A 19,559-nucleotide genomic window follows, 5' to 3' on the forward strand; every position below is an offset into this window, starting at 1 on the left:
CACAGAAGTGAGCGACCACCTCCGCGAGAGCGGCGGCGGTTTAGCCGCAAAGAGGGGACAGGTCATGGCCGCGGAGCCCGTCATCGTCGAAGCCGTACGCACGCCGATCGGCAAGCGGGGTGGGGCACTTGCCAATCTCCACCCGGCCTATCTGCTGGGAGAGACCTACCGGGAGCTGCTGGGGCGCACCGGGATCCACGCCGACTGCGTCGAGCAGATCGTCGGCGGCACCGTCACCCACGCCGGAGAGCAGTCCATGAACCCGGCGCGCAACGCCTGGCTCGCGATGGGGCTGCCGTACGAAACGGCCGCGACCACCGTGGACTGCCAGTGCGGATCCTCGCAGCAGGCCAGTCACATGGTCGCCAACATGATCTCCGGCGGCGTCGTGGACATCGGCATCAGCTGTGGTGTCGAAGCCATGTCGCGGGTGCCGCTGGGCAGCGGGTCCAAGCACGGCCCGGGCAAGCCCTTCCCCGACGAGTGGAACGTGGACCTGCCCAACCAGTTCGAGGCCGCCGAGCGCATCGCCCGCAACCGCGGCCTCACCCGGGAGAACGTCGACTCGCTGGGGCTCATCTCGCAGGAGCGGGCGGCCATCGCCTGGTCCGAGGAGCGCTTCAAACGCGAGACCTTCGCCGTACAGGTGCCCACCACCGAGGCCGAACAGGCCGCGGGCCAGGGCATGTGGCGGCTCGTCGACCGGGACGAGGGGCTGCGCGACACCACCATGGAGGGGCTCGGCGCGCTGAAGCCCGTCATGCCCACCGCCATCCACACCGCCGGGAACTCCTCGCAGATATCCGACGGCGCCTGCGCCATCATGTGGGCCTCCAAGCGCATGGCACGGGCGCTCAAGCTCAAGCCGCGGGCGCGGATCGTGGCCCAGGCGCTGGTGGGCTCCGACCCGCACTTCCACCTCGACGGGCCGATCGACGCGACGCGTGCCGTGCTCGGCAAGGCCGGGATGTCGCTGAAGGACATCGACATCGTCGAGATCAACGAGGCGTTCGCCTCGGTGGTGCTGAGCTGGGCGCAGGTCTTCGAGCAGGACCTGGAGAAGGTGAACGTGAACGGCGGGGCCATCGCCCTTGGGCACCCCGTGGGGGCCACGGGGGCGCGGCTGATCACCACTGCCCTGCATGAACTGGAGCGCCGGGACAAGGAGTTCGCGCTGATCACGATGTGCGCGGGCGGGGCGCTCGCGACGGGGACGATCATTCAGCGGCTCTGATCCGTCTGCGGGACGACCGGCGCCGCAAGGGGCGGCGCCGGCCGTCTGCGGGAGAGTGCTCAGTCGACCACGAACGCTCCCGGTACCTGCGCGCTGGTGGCGTCGCAGCTGACCGTCGTACCGAAGACGACCATCGTGAACGCCGTGCCGCCGAGGTACGAGTCCAGGCTGTCACCTGCGGTGAAAGCCGTCGGGCCGGTCAGCGGCCCGCTGTTGAAGGCGCCGCCCGCCGGGATCGCCGGGTTGCTGCTCCCGGTGAAGACGGCGGTGCCGCTGCTGTTCAGCGACATGGTGAGACTGCTGCTCACCTGGCCCGCGCCGATGGCGAGGGGCGAGGTGATGGCGGTCGTGAGGGTGAGGGTGACGTTGCCGCCCGACTGGTCGGCGTGGAGCGAGGCCTCGCCGCCGCCGAAGGCGCCGCAGTCGTAGACGGCGGTCGCGTCCGTGGGCGTCGTCGCCGACGCGGCGGGAGCGAGGGCCAGTCCGGCCATGGCCAGACCGCCTGCCGCGAGCGCCGCACTGATCCCGAGTCTGCTGCTTCTCATCGCATTCCCTTCCCGTGAACGGGGAGTTGATCGGATGCCGCAGTGGGAGCGCGCACATCATCGCGTCGGATGCACGTCTGCAACCGTGCGCGGTGGGAGAAATGTGCGCGGACCGTCCGAACAGCGGTGTGCGGCGCGCCGAGCGGAATGCGTGGTCGTGGAGCGGCGCGGGACTGCGGCTCTGCGTCCCCTGCCTGACCGCGCTGCGAATCTGACGGTCCGTCTGATAACGCTTTCCATTGATGCGCGGACGGGCAGGGATTGCAAGGGGAAGCCCCCTGATCCTTAAGGGGCTGGTGGGATTTCAGCCTCGCGTGGTCAGGCCAGGCCCGCCGCGATCGCCCGGCGCACCGCATCGGCCCGGTCCCGGATTCCCGCCTTGGCGAACAGGTTGTTGATGTGCGTCTTGACCGTCGCCTCGCTGATGAACAGCTTCTCGGCGATGCCCCGGTTGGGAAGGCCCTGCCCGATCAGCATGAACACTTCGCGCTCGCGCGGGGTGATGTCGGCGGGCAGCGGCTGCCCCGGCGCCGCGGGCTTGGTCCGTACGGTGGCGAGCAGCCGGTCCTGGACCTCGCGGTCGAGTACGGACTGGCCTGCGGCGGCGGCCCTGATCGCCCGGGTGATGTCCTGGCGTCCCGCGTTCTTCGTCAGATAGCCGCGGGCCCCGGCGCCCAGCGCGGCCAGGATCGACTCGTCGTCGGCGAACGTCGTCAGGACGACCACGGCCACCGACGGGTGTTCCTCGGTGAGCCGGCGGGTGGTCTCGATCCCGTCCATCACGGGCATCCTCAGATCCATCAGGACCACGTCCACCGGCTGGGCGGCGACGGCCGCCAGCACTTCCGTTCCGTCCGCGGCGGCCGCCACGACGTCGATGTCGTCCGCGAGGCCGAGCACCGCGGCGAGCGGCTCCCGTACGGCCGCTTGGTCGTCGGCGACGATCACCCTCAACGGGCGCTGCTTGTCCGTGGGTTCACTCATACCGGGATCACTGCCTCCACCTGCCAGTCGCCCGCGTCCGGTCCTTCGGAGACCGGACCCGCGGTGATGGTTCCGCCCAGCAGGGCGACGCGTTCGCGCATGCCGACCAGTCCCATCCCGCTGCCCGCACTCACGCTCACCGGACGGGTGGCGGGGCGGTTGCGGATCTTCAGTGTGATCGATGAGGCCGCGAACGTCAGCTCCACGCCGACTTCGCCGCCGGGAGCGTGTCGCGCCGCGTTGGTCAGGGACTCCTGGGCGATCCGCAGGAGATTCTGGATCACCCGGGTCGGTGCCTCGCGGACGGTCCCGGTGACCGTGAGGGCATCCGGGTGACCGGACGAATCGAGGATCGCCGCCAGGCTCTCCAGCAGGGGCAGGGCGTCCTCGCGCAGCGCGTGCACCGTCCACTGCGCCTGCTTCAGACTCTCCTTGACCAGGCCATGGGCCTTGTTGTTGGCTTCCCGCACCTTGTCCAGATCCCCGGTGTCGAGCAGGGCATCGGCCAGCTCCAGCTGCATGTTGATCCCGGCCAGTGAATGCGCCAGGACATCGTGCACGTCCCGCGCGATACGGCTGCGCTCGGTCAGGACGGCTGCCTTCGCCTCCGCGCGGGCAGCGCGCTCGGCGGACTCCGCGGCCGAGATCGCCGCCCGTACGGCCTGCTGCCGGCTGCGGTTGATGATCCCGACCAGCACCGGGGCGCCGGTAGCGAGTCCGAGGGTCCAGGGCAGCAGGTCGTGGCCCGGTCCGATACGGAAGTACAGGACGGCCCCGCAGAGCACACTGCAGAACGCCGCGAGAACGAGGGCGGGCCTGGGCCTGAGCCGGTATCCGACGTGACCGGCGAGGAAGAAGGCGAAGAGATAGCTCGTGCCGCTGCGGCTGACTCCGATCAGGGCGGCGGCCGCGATGATGCCGAGGGTCAGCCAGATGATCGCGGCCCGCTGCGAGACCTTCGACTCGGGCAGGTATCTGGCCAGCAGCGCCGCGGAGTTGATCACGAAGAGGACGGCGACGGCCAGTCCCCGGCCGCTGAGCCCCATGGGCCTGATGGTGAGCGCCCCGGCGACGACGACGGCGAGGCTCATCACCCACTGCACGAGCGGGTCCCGCCCCGGGAGCGGCCCCGCACCGGCGTTCCGGGGCGGGGCCGTCTCCGTCGGCGGGGCGGTCTGGTTCGCGGGCACGGGCTCAGGCACGGGCAGACGATAACTCACCGTCAGGACGTGTGGCTGAAGACGGACTTCGGGGCGGGCGCCGGAGTCCGTCCGGTACCGGCCACCATCCGGCTCCGGATGAAGATCGTGGCCAGCCGGGTGACGACCTCGGTGAGGGCCATCAGGACGAACGCCGCGACCCAGGCCTGATCGCCGGTGATGTGGTGGGTGATGCTGAAGCGGCCGACGCTGTCGGCGCCGCCGTGCTCCACCCACAGCTGGAATCCCATGCGGGCCCCCATGCCGAGCACCCACAGGGCTGCCGAGACCGCACCGGCCTTGATCAGGATGTGCTCGCCCGCCGTCCGTATCCGGGTGTAGATCCCGCCGGTGACGCCGAGCGCCGCGCCCACCGCCACCAGCGTCCCGATCAGGACCAGGTCGTTGCCCGCGGTGGGGATCGTGTCGAGGTACGAGTAGGCGACGAAGGAGACGATCCCCAGCGGGATCAGGAAGGACCTGAGGTCCAGACGGCCTTCCCGCAGCTGCCGGAAGACGACGAGGAGGAGCGCGATGTCGGTGATCCACTCGGTTGTTGTCATGCCTCAAGCTTGCTGTTCCGAGGCCTGCGGCACCTGGACCCATGGGTGGAAACGGGGGTGGAGATCGAGGGCAGACCCCCGGCCCGGGTGGTGCTACGTACACCCCCGGATCCGGGGGATCGTCGGATGGGGCGCGGGGACCGGGCGGACGAGGATTCCCTGCATGAAGAACACGACGCACACCACGAACTCCCCGGCAAACGCCCGCACTTCACGTGCACAGCGCGGAGCCATCGCTGCCTGTACCGCACTGGTGCTCGCCCTCGGAGGCGCAGCCCCCGCCCTCGCCCTCACCAGCTCCGACTCCGGTACGCACCACACCGTGCACGCCTCCCGCGGCACCCTCGTCTCCATCGTCCCCGTCGCCGACCACACCCGCGCCGAGGTCGCCGCCTTCGTGAAGGACGCGGGTGCCGATCCGGGCGCCGTACGGTACGGGGTCACCGCCTACCGCCTCACCTACCGGACGGTGACCGCCGAGGGCCGGCCCACCACCGCCACGGGTCTGCTGGTCCTGCCCAAGGGCGGCGCCCACCGGCTTCCCGTCGTCTCCGACACCCACGGCACCATGGTCGGCCGCGACGACGCTCCCTCCGTCGCCGAGGACATGGACCGCCTCTCCCCTTACGTGCAGGCGGCGGCAGGGCGGGCCGTCTCCGCGCCCGACTATCTGGGGCTCGGCAAGGGCCCCGGGCTTCACCCGTACATGGACACCCGTTCCGGCGTGAGCGCCACCCTCGACATGCTGCGGGCCTCACGCACCGCAGGCCACCAACTGGGCAGGCCCTTCACGGGAGATGTGTACGTCACCGGGTTCTCGCAGGGCGGGCAGCTCGCCATGGCCCTCGGGAAGGCGCTGACCGAAGGAGCCGACCGCAGCTTCCGGCTGAAGGCGGTCGCGCCGATCGCGGGACCGTACGACCTCGAAGGCGCCGAGCTCCCGGGGATGTTCAACGGCAGCATCAACAACACCAGCGCCGTCTTCTACATGTCCTACTTCCTCACGGCGCAGAACCGGCTCCACCCGCTCTTCAAGGACCCGGCCGAGGTCTTCCGGGCGCCGTACGACAAGGTCGTGACGGGCCTCTTCGACGGGCTGCACACCGACGTGCAGGTGGTGACCTCGCTGCCGCCGACGATCACGGAGCTCTTCACGGACGCGTACCTCAAGGAGCTCAAGCACCCCACCGGCGCGCTGCGGGACATGCTGCGCGCCAATGGCAAGGCATGCGACTGGAAGCCCGCCGTTCCCGTGCAGCTCTACAGCGCGGACGGCGACACCGACGTGCCGATCGCCAACGCCCGTTCCTGCGTAGCGCAGTTGGCGGCGCACGGGGTGAAGGTCCCGGTCGTGAACCAGGGGGCTGTCGACCACGGCGGTACGGCGATCGCGTCGGTCACCGGGATCGCCCGGTGGTTCGACCAGGTCGCGCAGCGGGGCTGAGACCCGGCTCAGTACCAGCCGTTGGCCTGCCAGAAGGACCAGGCGGCGCACGGGGAGCCGTAGGTGTCGTTCATGTAGTCCAGGCCCCACTGGATCTGGGTGGCCGGGTTGGTCTGCCAGTCGGATCCCGCCGAGGCCATCTTGCTGCCGGGCAGGGCCTGGACCAGGCCGTACGCGCCGGACGAGGCGTTGGAGGCGGTGACGTTCCAGCCGCTCTCGTGGGTGACGATGTTGTCGAAGCACTGGTACTGCGCATCGTCCGGGATCATCTGGTGCGCGATCGCCTTCGGGGTCTTCCCCGCAGTGCTGGTGCTGCTGCTCGCCGTGCTCGCCGCGGGCGCCGCGGTCTTCGCCGCGGCGGTCGCGGCAGAGGCCTGTGTGCTCGCCTGGGTGTCCAGGGCGTTCGCCGTCTTCGCCGGCATCACCCACGTGACCGTCGGCTGCGCCGCAGCGGAATCGGTCGCCTGCGCAGGTGTCGCCACCATCGTCATCCCCAGCACACCGAGCAGGACGGCGGCGCCCGCGGCACCGGTGCGGTGACGGAGGGAGGTACGGGTGGGCAGCGACATGCGGGACACAGAGAGACCTAACGCCGGGGACAGGAAGGCCGCTGGCGCGCCTCGACCGCTCGGTACAAAGACACGAGAGGGAGGGGGACGGCGCGCTGCGACGTCCTCCAGTGGAGCAGGGGCGCCGGAGCCCCGCAAAGGGCCCTCTTACTAGCGCGACTCGCACGCCGCCCCGAAATGCCCGGCACTCCACCGCAGGTCAGAGGCGTTCAGCGGCTACTAACCGGCCTCGTACAGGACCAAAGACCTGTGCGTCGGCTCACGTCCCCGCGGCGTCGAAAGTGACCTGGGTCTCGAAGGCCGCACGCCGCGTGGCCCGGCGCAGCGCTTTCAGAACCGGGCGGCCGAGCAGCAGGCACAGGGCGGCGGTGACGGCGGCGCGCATGAAGTCCCAGCCGAGCGAGGTCGCCACGTAATAGGCGAGGAAGCGCGGCAGATTCTCCGAGGCGGGTGCTCCCGCGACGTACGACAGCGCGGTCGACTGGCCGGTCACCACAGGCCAGCCCCAGAGGTTCATGACGAAGCCGTACGCGAATCCGGCGAGCGCCCCGTACACCGCGAGCAGCCACAGCTCGGCCCGGCCCGCAGCCCGCGGCAGCAGGCCCGCCCCCATCGTCACCCACCCCATGGTCAGCATCTGGAACGGCATCCACGGCCCGACCCCGCCCGTCAGCAGCGCCGAGGCGAACATCGTCAACGAGCCGAGCGTGAAGCCGAAGCCGGGGCCCAGCGCGCGTCCGGCGATGACCATCAGGAAGAACATCGGCTCGATGCCCGCCGTCCCCGCGCCCAGCGGCCGCAGCGCGGCACCCACCGCCGCCAGGACGCCGAGCATGGCGACGGCCTTCGGGCCCAGGCCCGTGTCGGCGAGGGTGGCCAGGACCACGGCCAGCATCAGCGGGAGCAGTAGCGCGAACAGCCAGGGGGCGTCCCCGCTGTGCGCGACGACGTCGGAGCCGGGGTCGGCGAACAGTGGCCAGAGGAAGGCCATCGCGCCGATCGCGGAGACCAGCAGGACCGCGCACAGGGAGCGGACGCCGAAGCGGATGGGGGCGACCGTGCTCATGCCGGACCTTCCAGCGTTGCCAGCGCATCCGCGACCTGCGGGACGGTCAGCCACTCCTGCGGCGCGAGGATCTTGGCGACCTGCGGTGCGAAGGCCGGTGAGGAGACGACCACCTCGGCGGTCGGGCCGTCCGCGACGACCTCTCCGTCCGCGAGGATCACGACGCGGTGCGCCAGTTCGGCGGCCAGCTCCACGTCATGGGTGGCCATGACGATGGCGTGGCCGTCGGCGGCGAGCGCGCGAAGGCGGGTCACCAGGCGGGACTTGGCCGCGTAGTCCAGACCGCGGGTCGGCTCGTCGAGGAGGAGCAGCGGAGGGCGGGCGCTCAGCACGACGGCGAGGGCGAGCGTGAGGCGCTGGCCCTCGGAGAGATCGCGCGGGTGGGTGTCGTCGGGGACGCCGGGGAGCAGCTCACCGACCAGGGCCCGGCAGGTGCCGTCCGGTGCCCCGGCGTCGTGGTCGGCGGCGGTGCACTCGGCGGCGACGGTATCGGCGTACAGCAGATCGCGCGGCTCCTGCGGTACGAGACCGACGCGGCGCACCATCTCGCGCGGCGGTGTGCGGTGCGGGGGGAGTCCGCCGACGCGGACGCTGCCGCTGGTGGGCTCGACGAGGCCGACCAGGGTGGAAAGGAGCGTGGATTTGCCCGCGCCGTTACGTCCCATGAGGGCGATGGTCTCGCCGGGCGACACGGTGAGGGTGACCTGGCGCAGGGCCTCCACGCGGTCGCGGCGTACGCCGAGGGCGGAGATCTCGGCTACGGAGGTGTCGGACTCTTCGATACGGGGCTGGGGGCGGCGGCGTCCGAACAGGCCCCGTTTGGCGGGCGGGGCGGGGGGTTCGGCCTGCGTCGCTGTTTCGGGGGCTCCGCCCCCGGACCCCCGCTCCTCCATCGCCGGAGGGGCTTGATGGTGGTGGAGGGCAGCCAGCCGGTCCCGCAGCGCCCCCGCGCCACGGCGTGCGTCCCGTACGGACAGCGGCAGCGGATCCCAGCCCGCCAGGCGGCCCAGCGCCACCACCGGTGGGTGCACCGGGGAGAGCGCCATGATGTCGGCCGGTGCGCCCATGAGCGGCGCCGCTCCGCGTTCCGCGAGGAGGATGACCCGGTCCGCGTACTGGACGACGCGCTCCAGGCGGTGCTCCGCCATCAGGACCGTCGTGCCGAGGTCGTGGACCAGGCGCTGGAGTACGGCGAGGACTTCCTCGGCCGCGCCCGGGTCGAGCGCCGACGTCGGTTCGTCCAGGACCAGGACGCGCGGGTGCGTGGTGAGAACCGAGCCGATCGCGACGCGCTGCTGCTGGCCCCCCGAGAGGGTGGCGATGGGGCGTTCGCGGAGGTCGGCCAGGCCCAGTAGGTCCAGGGTCTCCTCGACGCGGCGGCGCATCGTGTCCGGCGGCAGACCGAGCGACTCCATGCCGTACGCGAGCTCGTCCTCGACCGTGTCGGTGACGAAGTGGGAGAGCGGGTCCTGGCCCACCGTGCCGACCACGTCGGCGAGTTCGCGGGGCTTGTGGGTGCGGGTGTCGCGGCCCGCGACCGTCACCCGGCCGGTGAGCGTGCCGCCCGTGAAGTGCGGGACCAGGCCGCAGACCGCGTTCAGGAGTGTTGATTTACCGACACCGGAAGGGCCGACCAGGAGCGCCAACTCGCCCTCGGGAACGGTCAGTTCGACCCCGGCGAGTGCGGGGGTGTCCGCACCGTCGTAGGTGACCGATACGTTCTCGAAGCGGATCACTGTGCGGGCTCCTTCGGAGACAGGGTCGGCGCGGGTGCCACGAACGCCGGGAGCAGTCCCACCAGGATCGCCGCCGCGGGCCACAGCGGCAGTTCCGGCGCGGCGAGCGGCATCGTGGCGGGGTTCAGGGCGAGCGCCTCGGTCGACGAGAAGCGGATCATCAGCGCGGCGACCGCCATCCCCGAACCGGCCACCAGCCAGGAGCGCGGCCCCCAGTGGTCGGGCCGGTAGCGGGTGCGGACCGCGCGCCGCCCGCCGAGCCAGAGGCCGCCGAGCGCGAGGGCCACGCCGATCAGGAGGAGCGGCAGCCCGTACAGGCCTCCGGCCGCGGCCAGGAGTCCGTACGTACCCGCGCATACGCCGAGGAGCCCGGCGAGCGTGAGCGTGGAGGTCGTGCGGCGCACGGAGGCGGGCACGTCCGCCTGCCGCCCGTAACCGCGCGCGTCCATCGCGGCGGCCAGCGCCACCGACCGCTCCAGCGCGCCCTCCAGGACCGGCAGCCCCACCTGGAGCAGGGCCTTGACCCCCGTGTCGGGGCGTCCGCGCAGCCGCCGGGCGGCACGCAGCCGGCTCACATCGGCGACCAGATTCGGGGCGAACGTCATCGCGACGACGACCGCGACCCCCGCCTCGTACAGCGCCCCGGGCAGCGACTTGAGCAGCCGCGCCGGATTGGCGAGCGCGTTCGCGGCGCCCACGCAGATCAGCAGCGCGGCCAGCTTCATGGCCTGGTAGAGGGAGGTCAGCAGCCCCTCGGCGGTGACCTTCCCGCCCAGCTGGATGCCCTGGAACCAGTCGGGGAGCGGGACTTGGGGCAGCGTGAACAGGACGTGCGTACCCGGAATCGGCGACCCGAGCACGACGGTGAAGACGACCCGGATCCCCAGGACGAGCAGCGCCAGCTTGAGGAAGACGCTGTACGAGCGCGCCCACGGCGCATCCGTCCGGCGCGCCGCGACGACGTATCCGCTGACCGCGACGAGCAGGAGGAGCAGCAGCGGATTGGTCGTGCGCGATGCGGCGGTCGCCAGGCCCAGCGCCCACAGCCACCACGCCCCGGCGTGCAGGGCGTTGGAGCGGGTGGCCGCGGGGGCGCGCAGGGGCGTGGGCATCAGCGGCGACGGCGGCGCGCTTGCCAGATGCCGCCCGCGCCGATGACCAGTACGGCGGCGAGGCCGCCGATGAGACCGGCCGAGGGGCCGGAGCCGGAGTCGGCGTCGTCCGACTTCTCGGTGGCGGCGGGCGAGGAAGCGGAGCTCTTCTGCGGATCGGCCGCGACCTGCTCGGCGCAGCCCGCCTTCGGGTAGCCGCCGATCGCGCAGAGCAGCGCGTTGGAGTCGTAGCGAAGCGGCGGTGCGGCGGCCGCGAGCGCGTCCGCCGTGGTCGCGGCCTCGCCGACCTGCGCGCAGGCGGTACGGAGTGCGGGCGGCGTCTCGCCGCCGGGTGCGTCGGCGGCCGTACCGGAGTCGATGACCATCGCGACGCGCTTGGAACCGTCCTTGGCGGGGGTCTTGGCGCAGATCGCCGCGAAGTCGGCTGCCCCGCGCGGCTGGACGGCCTTGGCGGAGTCCACGCTGACCGCGAATCGGAAGCCCACGACGTCACCGTCGGAGGGATGCGCGGTGGACGGCCCCTGGGTGGCGTACGTCCAGGAGCTGCCGTCGCGGTCCCAGAAGGACCAGTAGCGGTAGCCGGCCGCCTGGGCGGACCCCGCGCCCAGCACCGTGAGAGCGGAGCCGAGCGCGAGGACGAGAGCGAGAAGTGCGGCGGGGCGGGTGCGCACGGGGATCAGCCCTGGTTCTTGCGGCCGCGCGCGCTCATCAGGAAGCCGATGCCGACACCGGCGACGAGGCCGATGCCGACGATCCACCAGACGCTGAAGCCGCCGGAGTCCTTGTCGTCCTTCTTCGACGCGGATGAGGTGTCGGCGGCGGTCTGCGGGGCCGGGCCTGTCGCGTTGAGCTGCTCGACGAGGTTGGCGCCGCCGAAGTCCTTCGGGTCGGTGCCGGTCGCGTGCGCCGCGAAGATCAGCTGCGCGTACGCCGCCGGGCTGCCCTTCGCCCAGGCGGCGGAGTTCTTCTCCAGCCAGGCCAGCGGAGCCTGGGCCTGCCCGGACAGGCCGTCGGCGGCGAGCGCGGTGACGGCGTCGGCGGTGTTGCCGTAGTCGGGCTTGTCCGTGGAGCCGGGCAGCGTGGACTTCAGGTAACCGGCCTTGCTGAGCTGGCCCGCGAGGTAGGCGGAGCCGTTGTGCGCGGCGCCCGCCGGGTCGGTGGCCTTCTCGCAGCCGGTGCCCTGGGGGTCCTTGTCGCCCTTGGAGGGGTTGAGCTGCTCGCCGAGGGAGCCGAGGACCGCGCCGGTGGTCGCCTTGGCGTTGGCGAACAGCTTCCCGGACTTGTCGGGCTGGTACGCGAAGGCTCCCGCGCCCGATGCGTCGTCGCAGGGAACGGAGAGGGAGAGGAGCACGCCCTGCGCCTTGTCGACGACGTCCCCCTTCTCGCCCGCGGCGGCGAGCGCGCCGACGACCACAGCCGTGGAGTTGGCGTCGCTGGGGCCGCCGGGGACGTACGACCAGCCGCCGTCCTTGCCGGCGACGGACTTCAGCCAGTCGGTGCTCTTCTTCACGGTGTCGTCGTGGCCGCCGAGCGCGACGAGGGCCTGGACGGCGGCGGAGGTGGCATTGGTGTCGAACATCGTCTTGGCGTCGCAGGCCTTGGACGCGTCGGCGCGGAAGGAGGCGAATCCGCCGTTGGCGCACTGCTGGGCGGTCAGCCAGTCGACGGCCTTGGCGGCGGGGGCGACCTTGACGGTGTCCTGGGCGAGGAGCGCGAGCGACTGGCGCCAGACGCCGTCGTAGGTCGGGTCGGTCTTCCCGTACAGACCGGAGGGGATCACCACCGAGGGCGAGGCGGAGGCGGACGGAGACGCGTCGTCGGCGAAGGCGGCCGGGGCTGCGGCCGTGCAGAGCACGGCGGTGGCGGCGGCGAGCGCTGCGGTGCTGCGGCGAACGGTCATGACGGGTGGGGCCTCTCCTGCGGGGAAGCCGGGGCATGGTCCCGCGGGGGCACCAGGGCTCCGGCTCCGCTTACCTCGACGGTGCCGGCCACCGGGGGTCCCGGCGACGCGAGCCGCTCACGGTCGCGTACAGGGCATTCCGACTTGCCACTGGTGCTCACGTGGCTTACGGCTGCGGGCCAGTGCCGGATTTGCACCGGCTTTCCCCTGTACGGGTGTGATGACGACGCGCTCACTCTACCGGCCCGTATTCCGGTCGGCGCCGTGGCCCGGCCCCCGCGAACCCCCGGACAAGGACCCCGGTCGGTTTGCCCCGTGGTCCTTGTCCGGGTCCTGGCATGTGCCCGGTCAGCCCGAGGAGGGGACCGTGTCCTCGAAGTGCGTGCCCGCCGCGCGGTAGGCGGCGACCTTCGCGTTGACCTGGGCCGGGGTCAGGACCTGGTCCTTCACGTGGAGGACGTAGTCGACCTTCTGGTCGTACGCGCGCGGGGTCGTCGACGCCTGGCCGCCGAAGTCGATGAGCCACTGGTTGAAGTTGATCGACATGGGGGCCTCGGGGAGGTACTGGGCGTCGTGCACCCCGAACTGAGCGCCGTCGATGTAGTACGTGATGTTCGCGTTGTCGATGGTCACGACCAGGTCGTGCCAGCCCGCGTACGACTGACGGGATTCCGTGTGCTGGTTGACCGCCTGCCAGGGGTCGGGGTTGTACGTCTCCCACGACGTCGTATAGAGGATGTTGGACGGCTCGCCCCAGCCGCCGTTGGGCAGGTACTCGAAGTCGTACTCCGCGTAGTCGTCGGCCATCGGCGCCTTGAGCTGGTTGATCGTGAAGAAGGTCTGGACGAGGTGGTCGCCGTCGGGGCCCGTCGACTTGGGGGCGTCGGCGAATTTGACGCGGGCCGCGTACGTGCCGTTCTTGAACTTCAGTGCCTTGGTGAGGACTTCGGTCTGCTTCGTCGACTCGCCGGTGCCCGCCGTGGACGTTTCCAGGTTCATCACGGAGTTGCCGCTCTCCGTGCCGAAGGTGACGTTCTGCGGGGCCCAGGTCGCTCCGGAGACACCGGGGCCGCCGGAGTTCGAGCGGACGCTCCAGCCGTGGGAGTCGATCGACGGATCGCTGTAGGAGGAGTAGTTGAAGTCGTCGAAGAGGGCGCTGCCGCCGCCGGGGGGTGTGGTCGGCGGGTCGGTGGGCGGGGTCGTCGGGTCCCCGCCGTTGCCCTCGGGGGCCGTGCCCCACACCGTGGTGCCGCCCACGGTGGCCGTCACCTTCGACCAGTCGCCGTACGCGGTCTGGGAGGCGCTGAAGGAGTAGTCGTCGCTCTGGTTGAGCGAGGCCCAGTTGGAGCGGTAGAAGCGCAGCTGCATGTCACCGGTGTCGGCGCCCGGGGCGAGGGAGCCCGCGCCCGCGGTGAACCCGATCTCCAGATAGCGGTCGGCGGTGGCCGTGGGGTGGGCGAGCGTGCCGAAGGTGCCGGTGATGTTGGCGCAGCCCTTGACCGCCCAGGAACAGGCGTAGGTGTACGAGGCCCCGGCGTCGGCCTTGAAGTAGTAGCGGAACTTGACCTGGCTCAGGGCCACGCTCTGGCTGCCCGGGTTGACCACCTTGAACCAGGGCTCGGCCTGGTCCGAACCGGTGGAGCTCTGCCGGTACTGGACCTTCACGGGCGGGGTGGCCGCGCTGGCGGGGAGCGCCGTGAGCGCGGCGCCGCACAGGCCGGTCACGGCGGCCACGCTGATCGCCGTACGCATCAAGGGACTTGAGAACCGGGACGCGGAGCGAGGTCTGTTCATCATCTGCCGGGATTCCTCTCCAGTGGGGGTGGTGCGGGAGGGAGTGCGGGGGATGGGGCAGGGCCGACTGCACCTGACCAATGGGCAAGTGGACAGCTGACCAGTTGACGCTGGCAAGAAGGTGGCATAGACCACTTGGGTCGTCAAGTGTGCTGGAAAACATGGTAGTTGGGGTGTGGGGCGCTAGGATGACGTCCCACGCACATGACCAGTGGTAATGGAGGAAATGGCATGGACAGCGGTTCCTCGGGCGCCGTGCTCAAGCGCGAACGGGTCCGCGAGCACCTGCTCGGGCTGATCGAGAACTGCCGTCCCGGCGATGCCATCCCCTCGGAGCGCACGCTCTGCGCGGCCCTCGGTGTCTCCCGGCCCACGCTGCGCGCCGCCGTCGACGAGCTGGTGGCGACAGGGCAGTTGGTCCGCCAGCACGGTCGCGGCATGTTCGTCGCGCCCGCGAAGATCACCCAGGAACTGGTCCAGGACGACGCCGCGTTCGCCGTCCCCCTGGCGGGCGGCAACTGGTCGAGCAAGCTCCTGGAGCACTCCACGGTCCAGGCGGGCGCGCGGATCGGCCGCAAGCTCCGTATGTCGCCGGCCGACGAGCTGGTCTACATCGCACGCCAGCGTCTGGTCGACGGAGCGCCGATGGCCATCGAGCACCTGCACATCCCGGCGCGTCTGGTGCCCGGGCTGACCGCCCAGGAGCTGGAGGCCGGTGATCTCTACGTCCATCTGCGCGAGCAGCACGGGGTGTTCGTCCACGAGGCGGTCCAGTCGATCGAGCCGACCGTGGTCAACGAGGCGGAGGCCGCCGTACTGGAAGTGCCGGTGCTGTCACCGGCGCTGCTGATCGAGCGGCTGACGACGGACCGCTCCGGACAGCCGGTCGAGTACGTGCACTCGGTCTACCGAGGCGACCGCTATCGCATCGTCTCGCGCCTGGCCCTGGGCACGTCACCCGCACAAGCGGCCCCGCACAGCGGCCACCACCCCGGAATCCCCCCGGGCGACTTCGCACACGGCGACATCATCACGTCGTCGACCACTGGCGATGTGCAGGGTCCTGGCTGAGCGCTCAGAGCCGCAACCCGGCTGCCAGAAAGCCGAGTTGGGTGTCGTACAGGGCGGCGAGGTCCTCCTTGCCGTCCCCCTCGACCCAGTGCCGTATGACCGCCGAGGAGACCGCGATGATCGCCGCGGCCGCGCAGCGGATCTCCAGGTCGGATTCCGGGCGGCCGGTGCGGTCGGCGATCATCGCGGCCACCTCTGCCTCGCTGCGGACCAGCTCGTCCATCGAACGGGCCCTGATCGCCGGGTCGTTGTAGGTCAGGCGGGTGCGGATGATGAGTTCCTCGCGGTCGTGCTGGAGGAGTTCGCCCACCGAGTCGGTCATGGCCTGGCGGATCGACTCGACCACCGGCTCGTCGGCGGGGCGGGCGCGCAGGGCCTCCGCCATCGCCGGGTTGTAGTCGTCGTCCAGGACGACGTCTTCCTTGGTGGGGAAGTAGCGGAAGAACGTACTGGGGGAGACCTCGGCCGCATCCGCGATCTGGTCCACGGTGGTGGCCTCGTACCCCTGTTCCGAGAAGAGGCGGAAGGCTTCCCTGCGGATGGTCCGCAGGGTCTTCAGCTTCTTGCGCTCGCGCAGGGTGAGGGGCGCGACCGGGGGCACGGTCGGGGATGCGGCCGGGGTCTCCTTGGGGGTCATGACAGTGATTCTGCGGGTACGGCGGTCGTTGTGGCCACCGGCACCGGTGCAGGCTGCGGTGCTGTGCGGCCCGGCAGGTAGCGAGCCGCAAGCAGCGCGGCCAGTACGGAGATCGCGCCGCAGGCCAGCATCACCAGGTTCATGCCGTGCGTGAACGCCTGGTGGGCGGAGGCCAGCAGATCCGGGTCGTGGAGCTGCGCTGCCACCGCATCGGCCGCCGATACGGAGTCGCGGGCGGCGCCCGCCGTGTCCGAGGGGACATCGGGGGAGAGGGTGAGTCGGGCCAGGTAGCCCGCGCTGAGCAGCGACCCGAGGCCCGCGACGCCCAGGACCCCGCCGACCTGCTGGACCGTTTCCAGCAAGCTGGTGCCCTGGCCCGCGGTGTCGGACGGGAGCGAGGACATCGCCAGGCTGGTGGCCGGGACGACCGCCGTACCGAAGCCGAGTCCGGTGAGGGTCAGCCAGATCGCGGTGAACGTATAGCCGTCGGCGGCGTCCGTCATCGCGCCCATCACCGCGCCGGCGGCGAGCAGCAGCAGACCGGCCGGGATCACCTTGCGGGCGCCGAGCCTGGGGACCAGGGCTTCGCTGAGCGTCGCGGCGGCCATCAGGCCCCCGATCAGCGGGAGTACGCGCAGACCCGTGCCGAGGGCGTCGTTGCCCAGGACGGCCTCCAGGTACTGCGGGACGACGAAGAGGATGCCCATCACCGCGAAGTTGACGAAGACCGCGATGAGCGTGCCCCAGAGGAAGTTGCGGTTGCGCAGGAGGGTCAGGTCGACCAGCGGGTGGGAGGTCCTGAGCTGGCGGCGTACGAAGAGGGCGATGAGGGCGAGCCCGGCGGCCAGGGTGACCAGGACCTGGGGGCTCGTCCAGCCTTCGGTGGGGATGAGGATCGTCCCGTAGACGAGGGCGGTGATGCCCAGCGCGCTGAGCGCGGTGCCGAGCGTGTCGAACGGGGCCTTTGCGGTGGCCTGTTGAGCGCGGGTCCGGTCGCTCGGGAGCAGCCAGATCGCGGCGGCCAGGGCGAGGGCGACCACGGGGACGTTGAAGAGGAAGACCGAGCCCCACCAGAAGTGGTTGAGGAGCCAGCCGCCGACGACCGGGCCGATCGGCATCCCGAGGGCGGTGGCCGCGGTCCATACGGCGACTGCCTTGGGGAGTTCGGACTTGGCGAAGACGCGCGGCAGGATCGCCATCGACAGCGGCATGATCATCGCGGCGCCGAGGCCGAGGACGGCGCGGACCGTGATGACCGCGGCGGGCGAGCCCACCATGGCGCCGGCGAGTGAGGCGAGGCCGAAGAGAGTGATGCCGCCGAGGAGCAGGCGCTTGTGTCCGTAGCGGTCGCCGAGCAGGCCGACCGGGAGCATCGCCACCGAGAGGGCGAGCAGATAGCCGCCGCCGATCCACTGCAACTGCGCGCTGTCGGCGCCGAGTTCGGTGGAGAGCGTCGGTAAGGCGACGTTGATGATCGTGCCGTCGAGTCCGACGATCAGCACGCTCAGGGTGAGCGCGGCGAGCGCCAGCCAGCGGCGGGGGGAGTGGGCGAGTGCGGGGAGTGCGGGAGCTGTCATCACTGCCTCCGGTGGAGTCGGATCGAAGTAGTAGTGACAGTAACTCGCAAAAAGAAGTCCACTGTCAAGTGGTGGTCGACTCTCATGTCGTCATGAAAGGGTGGGCACCATGGGCGAGTTGGTGGAACGCGTGGACGAAGAGGACCGGGTGATCGGCGTCGTCGAGCGAGGTGAAGCCATCCGCCGCCGCTGGCTGCACCGCGTCGCGACGACCGTGTGCCGCGACCCGCAGGGCCGGGTGCTCGTCCACCGGCGGCCCGACGCGGACTCCCGGTTCCCGGGGCTGTACGACGTGATGTGCGGCGGCGCCGTGGAGGTGGGGGAGTCCTACGAGCGCGCGGCCGAGCGCGAGTTGGCCGAGGAGCTGGGGGTGCGGGCGACGGTGCGACCCGTGGTGCGCTTCCTGGTCCGCGGCGCGATCAGCCCGTACTGGCTGGCGCTCCATGAGGCCGTCATCGGCGGCGCGATCAGCGCCGACCCGCGCGAGATCGCCTGGCACGGGTGGTTCACGGAGGCAGAACTGGCGGAGGCGGTAAAGGAGTTGTCGTTCGTGCCGGACGGGCAGGAGGCGTTCCGGCGGTACGCCGAAGGCCCCGCGCCGTGGTGAACGGAGCGGGGCCTTCGGGGATGCGTGAGCCAGTCGGCTACTGCACGTCGATCGGGCCGTTGTCGCCGCCCGACTGCTTGCGCGGGCCGCCCAGGTAGCGCTGGACCTCGGCGCCGGAGCCGCCGCCGTTGCCGTCACCGTTCGGGGTGCCGAGGTTCTTGCGTACGGAATCCAGGATCGTCAGCCCCTGCCCGACCAGACCCGCCGCGATCTCGCCCAGGCCGTCCGCGCCGTTGAGGACGTTGACGTTGGCGCCCTGGAGGCCCGCCGAGGCCTCCTTGACGATCTGCGGGAGCTGGTCGATCAGCATCCGGTCCAGGGCCACGCGGTCGTACGAAGCCGCCGCTTCGGCCTGGATCTTCATCCGCTCGGCCTCGGCCACCGCCAGCACCCGGATCCGCTCGGCCTCCGCCTCGGCCGGCTTCACGATCTCCGCGACCAGCTGCTGCTGCCGCAACTCGGCCGCGCGCTCGGCCAGTTCGGTCTGCGCGGCGAGCACCTCCCGCTGGGCGTGCGCCTGCGCGAGGGGGCCCGCCTGGGAGGCCTCGGCCTGGGCGCGGTCCACCTCGGCGCTGTACTGCGCCTGCACGATCGACGTCTGCCGGGCGTACTCCGCCTGGTTGCGCGCCGCGACCTGCTGCGCCTCCGCCGAGGCCTGCGTGGCCTGCGCCTGGGCGATCTGCGCCTGGCGCTGGATGGCCGCCTTGTGCGGGGCCGACATCGCGTCGATATAGCCCGTGTCGCCGTCGTCGATCGACTGGATCTGCAGCGAGTCGACCGTCAGGCCGATCTTCCCCATCTCCGTCTTCGACGTGTCCAGCACCTCGACGGCGAGCTTCTGGCGTTCGGTGACGATCTCCTCGACCGTCATCGAGCCGATGATCGAGCGCAGGTGACCGGAGAAGATCCGCCCGGTCAGGATCGACATCTGGTCCTGGTCGGAGAGGAAACGCTGGCCGGCATTGACGATCGACTCCTGGTCGTTGCCGACCTTGAACGCGATCACGGCGCGCACCGTGAGAGCGATCCCCTGCTTGGTCACACAGGTCTCGGAGACCTCCGACTCGCACATCGACAGGGTGAGGAAACGGACCTTGCGGAAGACGGGAAGCACGAACTTGCCATGCCCCGTCACCACCCGGAACGGCGCACCCCCAAGTCCCCGCTTGCCGCCCGAGATCAGCATCGCCTCGTCGGGCGCGGGAACGCGATAACCGAACATCCTTGATCTCCTTAGCTGGCGTCGCCGGCGGGGTCGGTCAACGCGTCCAACTCGTCGAGTGGATTGGTCCACGGGACGACATCGACCTGGCGCGTCCCGTGGGACTCCACCACGAGGACGTCCGACCCGGTCGGCAGCGGCTCCTCGGACCAGGCGAGAAAGGCCTCGGTGCCGCCTCTGACGCACACCACGACCTCACCTGGACCGGCAGGTCCCCGAGTGGCGACGACCAGCTTCCCCGTACAGCCGATCACAGCCTCGTCCGGCCACATATGGGGCCGCCCCCTCGTCGTCCTGGT

Annotated in this window: 19 protein-coding genes and 1 riboswitch; of the genes, 4 read left to right on the forward strand and 15 right to left on the reverse strand. The window is 71.0% G+C overall.

Going from position 1 to position 19,559, the window contains the following annotated elements; translation table 11 throughout:
* Positions 1-64: 64 nt before the first annotated feature.
* A complete protein-coding gene (locus AB0H78_RS27045) occupies positions 65-1,234 on the forward strand; it encodes a steroid 3-ketoacyl-CoA thiolase (protein ID WP_363237202.1) in 1,170 nt (389 codons plus the stop codon).
* Positions 1,235-1,293: 59 nt separating this feature from the next.
* Here AB0H78_RS27045 and AB0H78_RS27050 read toward each other — a convergent pair whose 3' ends face one another.
* The 4 genes from AB0H78_RS27050 to AB0H78_RS27065 all read right to left on the reverse strand — a co-directional run bounded on the left by AB0H78_RS27050 (position 1,294) and on the right by AB0H78_RS27065 (position 4,525).
* Entirely contained in the window at positions 1,294-1,779 is a 486-nt protein-coding gene (locus AB0H78_RS27050) for a hypothetical protein (RefSeq protein ID WP_363237203.1), read from the reverse strand.
* 318 nt (positions 1,780-2,097) lie between these two features.
* Positions 2,098-2,763, reverse strand: a complete 666-nt coding sequence (locus tag AB0H78_RS27055; protein WP_363237204.1) for a response regulator transcription factor — start codon at positions 2,761-2,763, stop codon at positions 2,098-2,100.
* Complete coding sequence (locus AB0H78_RS27060; RefSeq protein ID WP_363237411.1) at positions 2,760-3,866, reverse strand: histidine kinase; 1,107 nt, start codon at positions 3,864-3,866, stop codon at positions 2,760-2,762. The genes AB0H78_RS27055 and AB0H78_RS27060 overlap by 4 nt, the downstream gene beginning before the upstream one ends.
* A 119-nt stretch (positions 3,867-3,985) precedes the next feature.
* Positions 3,986-4,525, reverse strand: coding sequence for a hypothetical protein (locus AB0H78_RS27065; protein ID WP_363237205.1), 540 nt, complete (start codon positions 4,523-4,525; stop codon positions 3,986-3,988).
* A 163-nt stretch (positions 4,526-4,688) separates the two neighbouring features.
* Between AB0H78_RS27065 and AB0H78_RS27070 the strand changes: the two genes are divergently transcribed.
* Positions 4,689-5,969, forward strand: a complete 1,281-nt coding sequence (locus AB0H78_RS27070) for an alpha/beta hydrolase (protein WP_363237206.1) — start codon at positions 4,689-4,691, stop codon at positions 5,967-5,969.
* 8 nt (positions 5,970-5,977) lie between these two features.
* Here AB0H78_RS27070 and AB0H78_RS27075 read toward each other — a convergent pair whose 3' ends face one another.
* From AB0H78_RS27075 to AB0H78_RS27105, 7 genes are all read right to left on the reverse strand, one after another.
* Positions 5,978-6,391, reverse strand: a complete 414-nt coding sequence (locus tag AB0H78_RS27075) for a transglycosylase SLT domain-containing protein (RefSeq protein WP_363237412.1) — start codon at positions 6,389-6,391, stop codon at positions 5,978-5,980.
* 406 nt (positions 6,392-6,797) lie between these two features.
* On the reverse strand, positions 6,798-7,604 hold the full coding sequence (locus tag AB0H78_RS27080) for an ECF transporter S component (protein WP_363237207.1): 807 nt from the start codon (positions 7,602-7,604) through the stop codon (positions 6,798-6,800).
* Positions 7,601-9,340 (reverse strand): ATP-binding cassette domain-containing protein, encoded by a 1,740-nt coding sequence (locus tag AB0H78_RS27085; protein ID WP_363237208.1) that lies wholly within the window; start codon positions 9,338-9,340, stop codon positions 7,601-7,603. Before AB0H78_RS27085 ends, AB0H78_RS27080 begins: the two co-directional genes overlap by 4 nt.
* A complete protein-coding gene (locus AB0H78_RS27090; RefSeq protein WP_363237209.1) occupies positions 9,337-10,452 on the reverse strand; it encodes a CbiQ family ECF transporter T component in 1,116 nt (371 codons plus the stop codon). The genes AB0H78_RS27085 and AB0H78_RS27090 overlap by 4 nt, the downstream gene beginning before the upstream one ends.
* Positions 10,452-11,123: a transmembrane domain-containing protein gene (locus AB0H78_RS27095; protein WP_363237210.1), complete on the reverse strand. Its 672-nt coding sequence runs from the start codon at positions 11,121-11,123 to the stop codon at positions 10,452-10,454. Before AB0H78_RS27095 ends, AB0H78_RS27090 begins: the two co-directional genes overlap by 1 nt.
* Before the next feature lie 5 nt (positions 11,124-11,128).
* Complete coding sequence (locus tag AB0H78_RS27100; protein WP_363237212.1) at positions 11,129-12,352, reverse strand: prenyltransferase/squalene oxidase repeat-containing protein; 1,224 nt, start codon at positions 12,350-12,352, stop codon at positions 11,129-11,131.
* 132 nt (positions 12,353-12,484) lie between these two features.
* Positions 12,485-12,561: riboswitch (cobalamin riboswitch) on the reverse strand.
* Between the two features lie 139 nt (positions 12,562-12,700).
* Positions 12,701-14,104 carry a cellulose binding domain-containing protein gene (locus AB0H78_RS27105; RefSeq protein WP_363237213.1) on the reverse strand — a complete coding sequence of 468 codons (1,404 nt, stop codon included), beginning with the start codon at positions 14,102-14,104 and terminating at the stop codon, positions 12,701-12,703.
* A gap of 273 nt (positions 14,105-14,377) precedes the next feature.
* Between AB0H78_RS27105 and AB0H78_RS27110 the strand changes: the two genes are divergently transcribed.
* A complete protein-coding gene (locus AB0H78_RS27110; RefSeq protein ID WP_363237214.1) occupies positions 14,378-15,217 on the forward strand; it encodes a GntR family transcriptional regulator in 840 nt (279 codons plus the stop codon).
* A 4-nt stretch (positions 15,218-15,221) separates the two neighbouring features.
* On the opposite strand, the gene AB0H78_RS27115 is transcribed toward AB0H78_RS27110, so the two are convergent.
* Both AB0H78_RS27115 and AB0H78_RS27120 read right to left on the reverse strand, forming a co-directional pair.
* A complete protein-coding gene (locus tag AB0H78_RS27115) occupies positions 15,222-15,854 on the reverse strand; it encodes a TetR family transcriptional regulator (protein ID WP_363237215.1) in 633 nt (210 codons plus the stop codon).
* Positions 15,851-17,431, reverse strand: coding sequence for an MFS transporter (locus AB0H78_RS27120; RefSeq protein WP_363237216.1), 1,581 nt, complete (start codon positions 17,429-17,431; stop codon positions 15,851-15,853). Before AB0H78_RS27120 ends, AB0H78_RS27115 begins: the two co-directional genes overlap by 4 nt.
* Positions 17,432-17,540: 109 nt before the next feature.
* Between AB0H78_RS27120 and AB0H78_RS27125 the strand changes: the two genes are divergently transcribed.
* Positions 17,541-18,038, forward strand: a complete 498-nt coding sequence (locus AB0H78_RS27125) for an NUDIX domain-containing protein (protein ID WP_363237217.1) — start codon at positions 17,541-17,543, stop codon at positions 18,036-18,038.
* A gap of 37 nt (positions 18,039-18,075) precedes the next feature.
* Here AB0H78_RS27125 and AB0H78_RS27130 read toward each other — a convergent pair whose 3' ends face one another.
* Together AB0H78_RS27130 and AB0H78_RS27135 are read right to left on the reverse strand one after the other, a co-directional pair.
* Complete coding sequence (locus tag AB0H78_RS27130; RefSeq protein ID WP_363237218.1) at positions 18,076-19,260, reverse strand: SPFH domain-containing protein; 1,185 nt, start codon at positions 19,258-19,260, stop codon at positions 18,076-18,078.
* 11 nt (positions 19,261-19,271) lie between these two features.
* Positions 19,272-19,532, reverse strand: coding sequence for a hypothetical protein (locus AB0H78_RS27135; RefSeq protein WP_363237413.1), 261 nt, complete (start codon positions 19,530-19,532; stop codon positions 19,272-19,274).
* Positions 19,533-19,559: the final 27 nt, after the last annotated feature.

The organism is Streptomyces sp. NPDC050738 (genome assembly GCF_040654175.1).
GTDB lineage: Bacteria > Actinomycetota > Actinomycetes > Streptomycetales > Streptomycetaceae > Streptomyces.

What these genes read in the sequence shown, in the direction of transcription:
- AB0H78_RS27045 (WP_363237202.1), top strand. Translation starts at nt 65, where the DNA reads ATGGCCGCGGAGCCCGTCATCGTCGAAGCCGTACGCACGCCGATCGGC.
- AB0H78_RS27050 (WP_363237203.1), bottom strand. Translation starts at nt 1,779, where the DNA reads ATGAGAAGCAGCAGACTCGGGATCAGTGCGGCGCTCGCGGCAGGCGGT.
- AB0H78_RS27055 (WP_363237204.1), bottom strand. Translation starts at nt 2,763, where the DNA reads ATGAGTGAACCCACGGACAAGCAGCGCCCGTTGAGGGTGATCGTCGCC.
- AB0H78_RS27065 (WP_363237205.1), bottom strand. Translation starts at nt 4,525, where the DNA reads ATGACAACAACCGAGTGGATCACCGACATCGCGCTCCTCCTCGTCGTC.
- AB0H78_RS27070 (WP_363237206.1), top strand. Translation starts at nt 4,689, where the DNA reads ATGAAGAACACGACGCACACCACGAACTCCCCGGCAAACGCCCGCACT.
- AB0H78_RS27075 (WP_363237412.1), bottom strand. Translation starts at nt 6,391, where the DNA reads ATGCCGGCGAAGACGGCGAACGCCCTGGACACCCAGGCGAGCACACAG.
- AB0H78_RS27080 (WP_363237207.1), bottom strand. Translation starts at nt 7,604, where the DNA reads ATGAGCACGGTCGCCCCCATCCGCTTCGGCGTCCGCTCCCTGTGCGCG.
- AB0H78_RS27090 (WP_363237209.1), bottom strand. Translation starts at nt 10,452, where the DNA reads ATGCCCACGCCCCTGCGCGCCCCCGCGGCCACCCGCTCCAACGCCCTG.
- AB0H78_RS27100 (WP_363237212.1), bottom strand. Translation starts at nt 12,352, where the DNA reads ATGACCGTTCGCCGCAGCACCGCAGCGCTCGCCGCCGCCACCGCCGTG.
- AB0H78_RS27105 (WP_363237213.1), bottom strand. Translation starts at nt 14,104, where the DNA reads ATGCGTACGGCGATCAGCGTGGCCGCCGTGACCGGCCTGTGCGGCGCC.
- AB0H78_RS27110 (WP_363237214.1), top strand. Translation starts at nt 14,378, where the DNA reads ATGGACAGCGGTTCCTCGGGCGCCGTGCTCAAGCGCGAACGGGTCCGC.
- AB0H78_RS27115 (WP_363237215.1), bottom strand. Translation starts at nt 15,854, where the DNA reads ATGACCCCCAAGGAGACCCCGGCCGCATCCCCGACCGTGCCCCCGGTC.
- AB0H78_RS27120 (WP_363237216.1), bottom strand. Translation starts at nt 17,431, where the DNA reads ATGACAGCTCCCGCACTCCCCGCACTCGCCCACTCCCCCCGCCGCTGG.
- AB0H78_RS27125 (WP_363237217.1), top strand. Translation starts at nt 17,541, where the DNA reads ATGGGCGAGTTGGTGGAACGCGTGGACGAAGAGGACCGGGTGATCGGC.
- AB0H78_RS27130 (WP_363237218.1), bottom strand. Translation starts at nt 19,260, where the DNA reads ATGTTCGGTTATCGCGTTCCCGCGCCCGACGAGGCGATGCTGATCTCG.
- AB0H78_RS27135 (WP_363237413.1), bottom strand. Translation starts at nt 19,532, where the DNA reads ATGTGGCCGGACGAGGCTGTGATCGGCTGTACGGGGAAGCTGGTCGTC.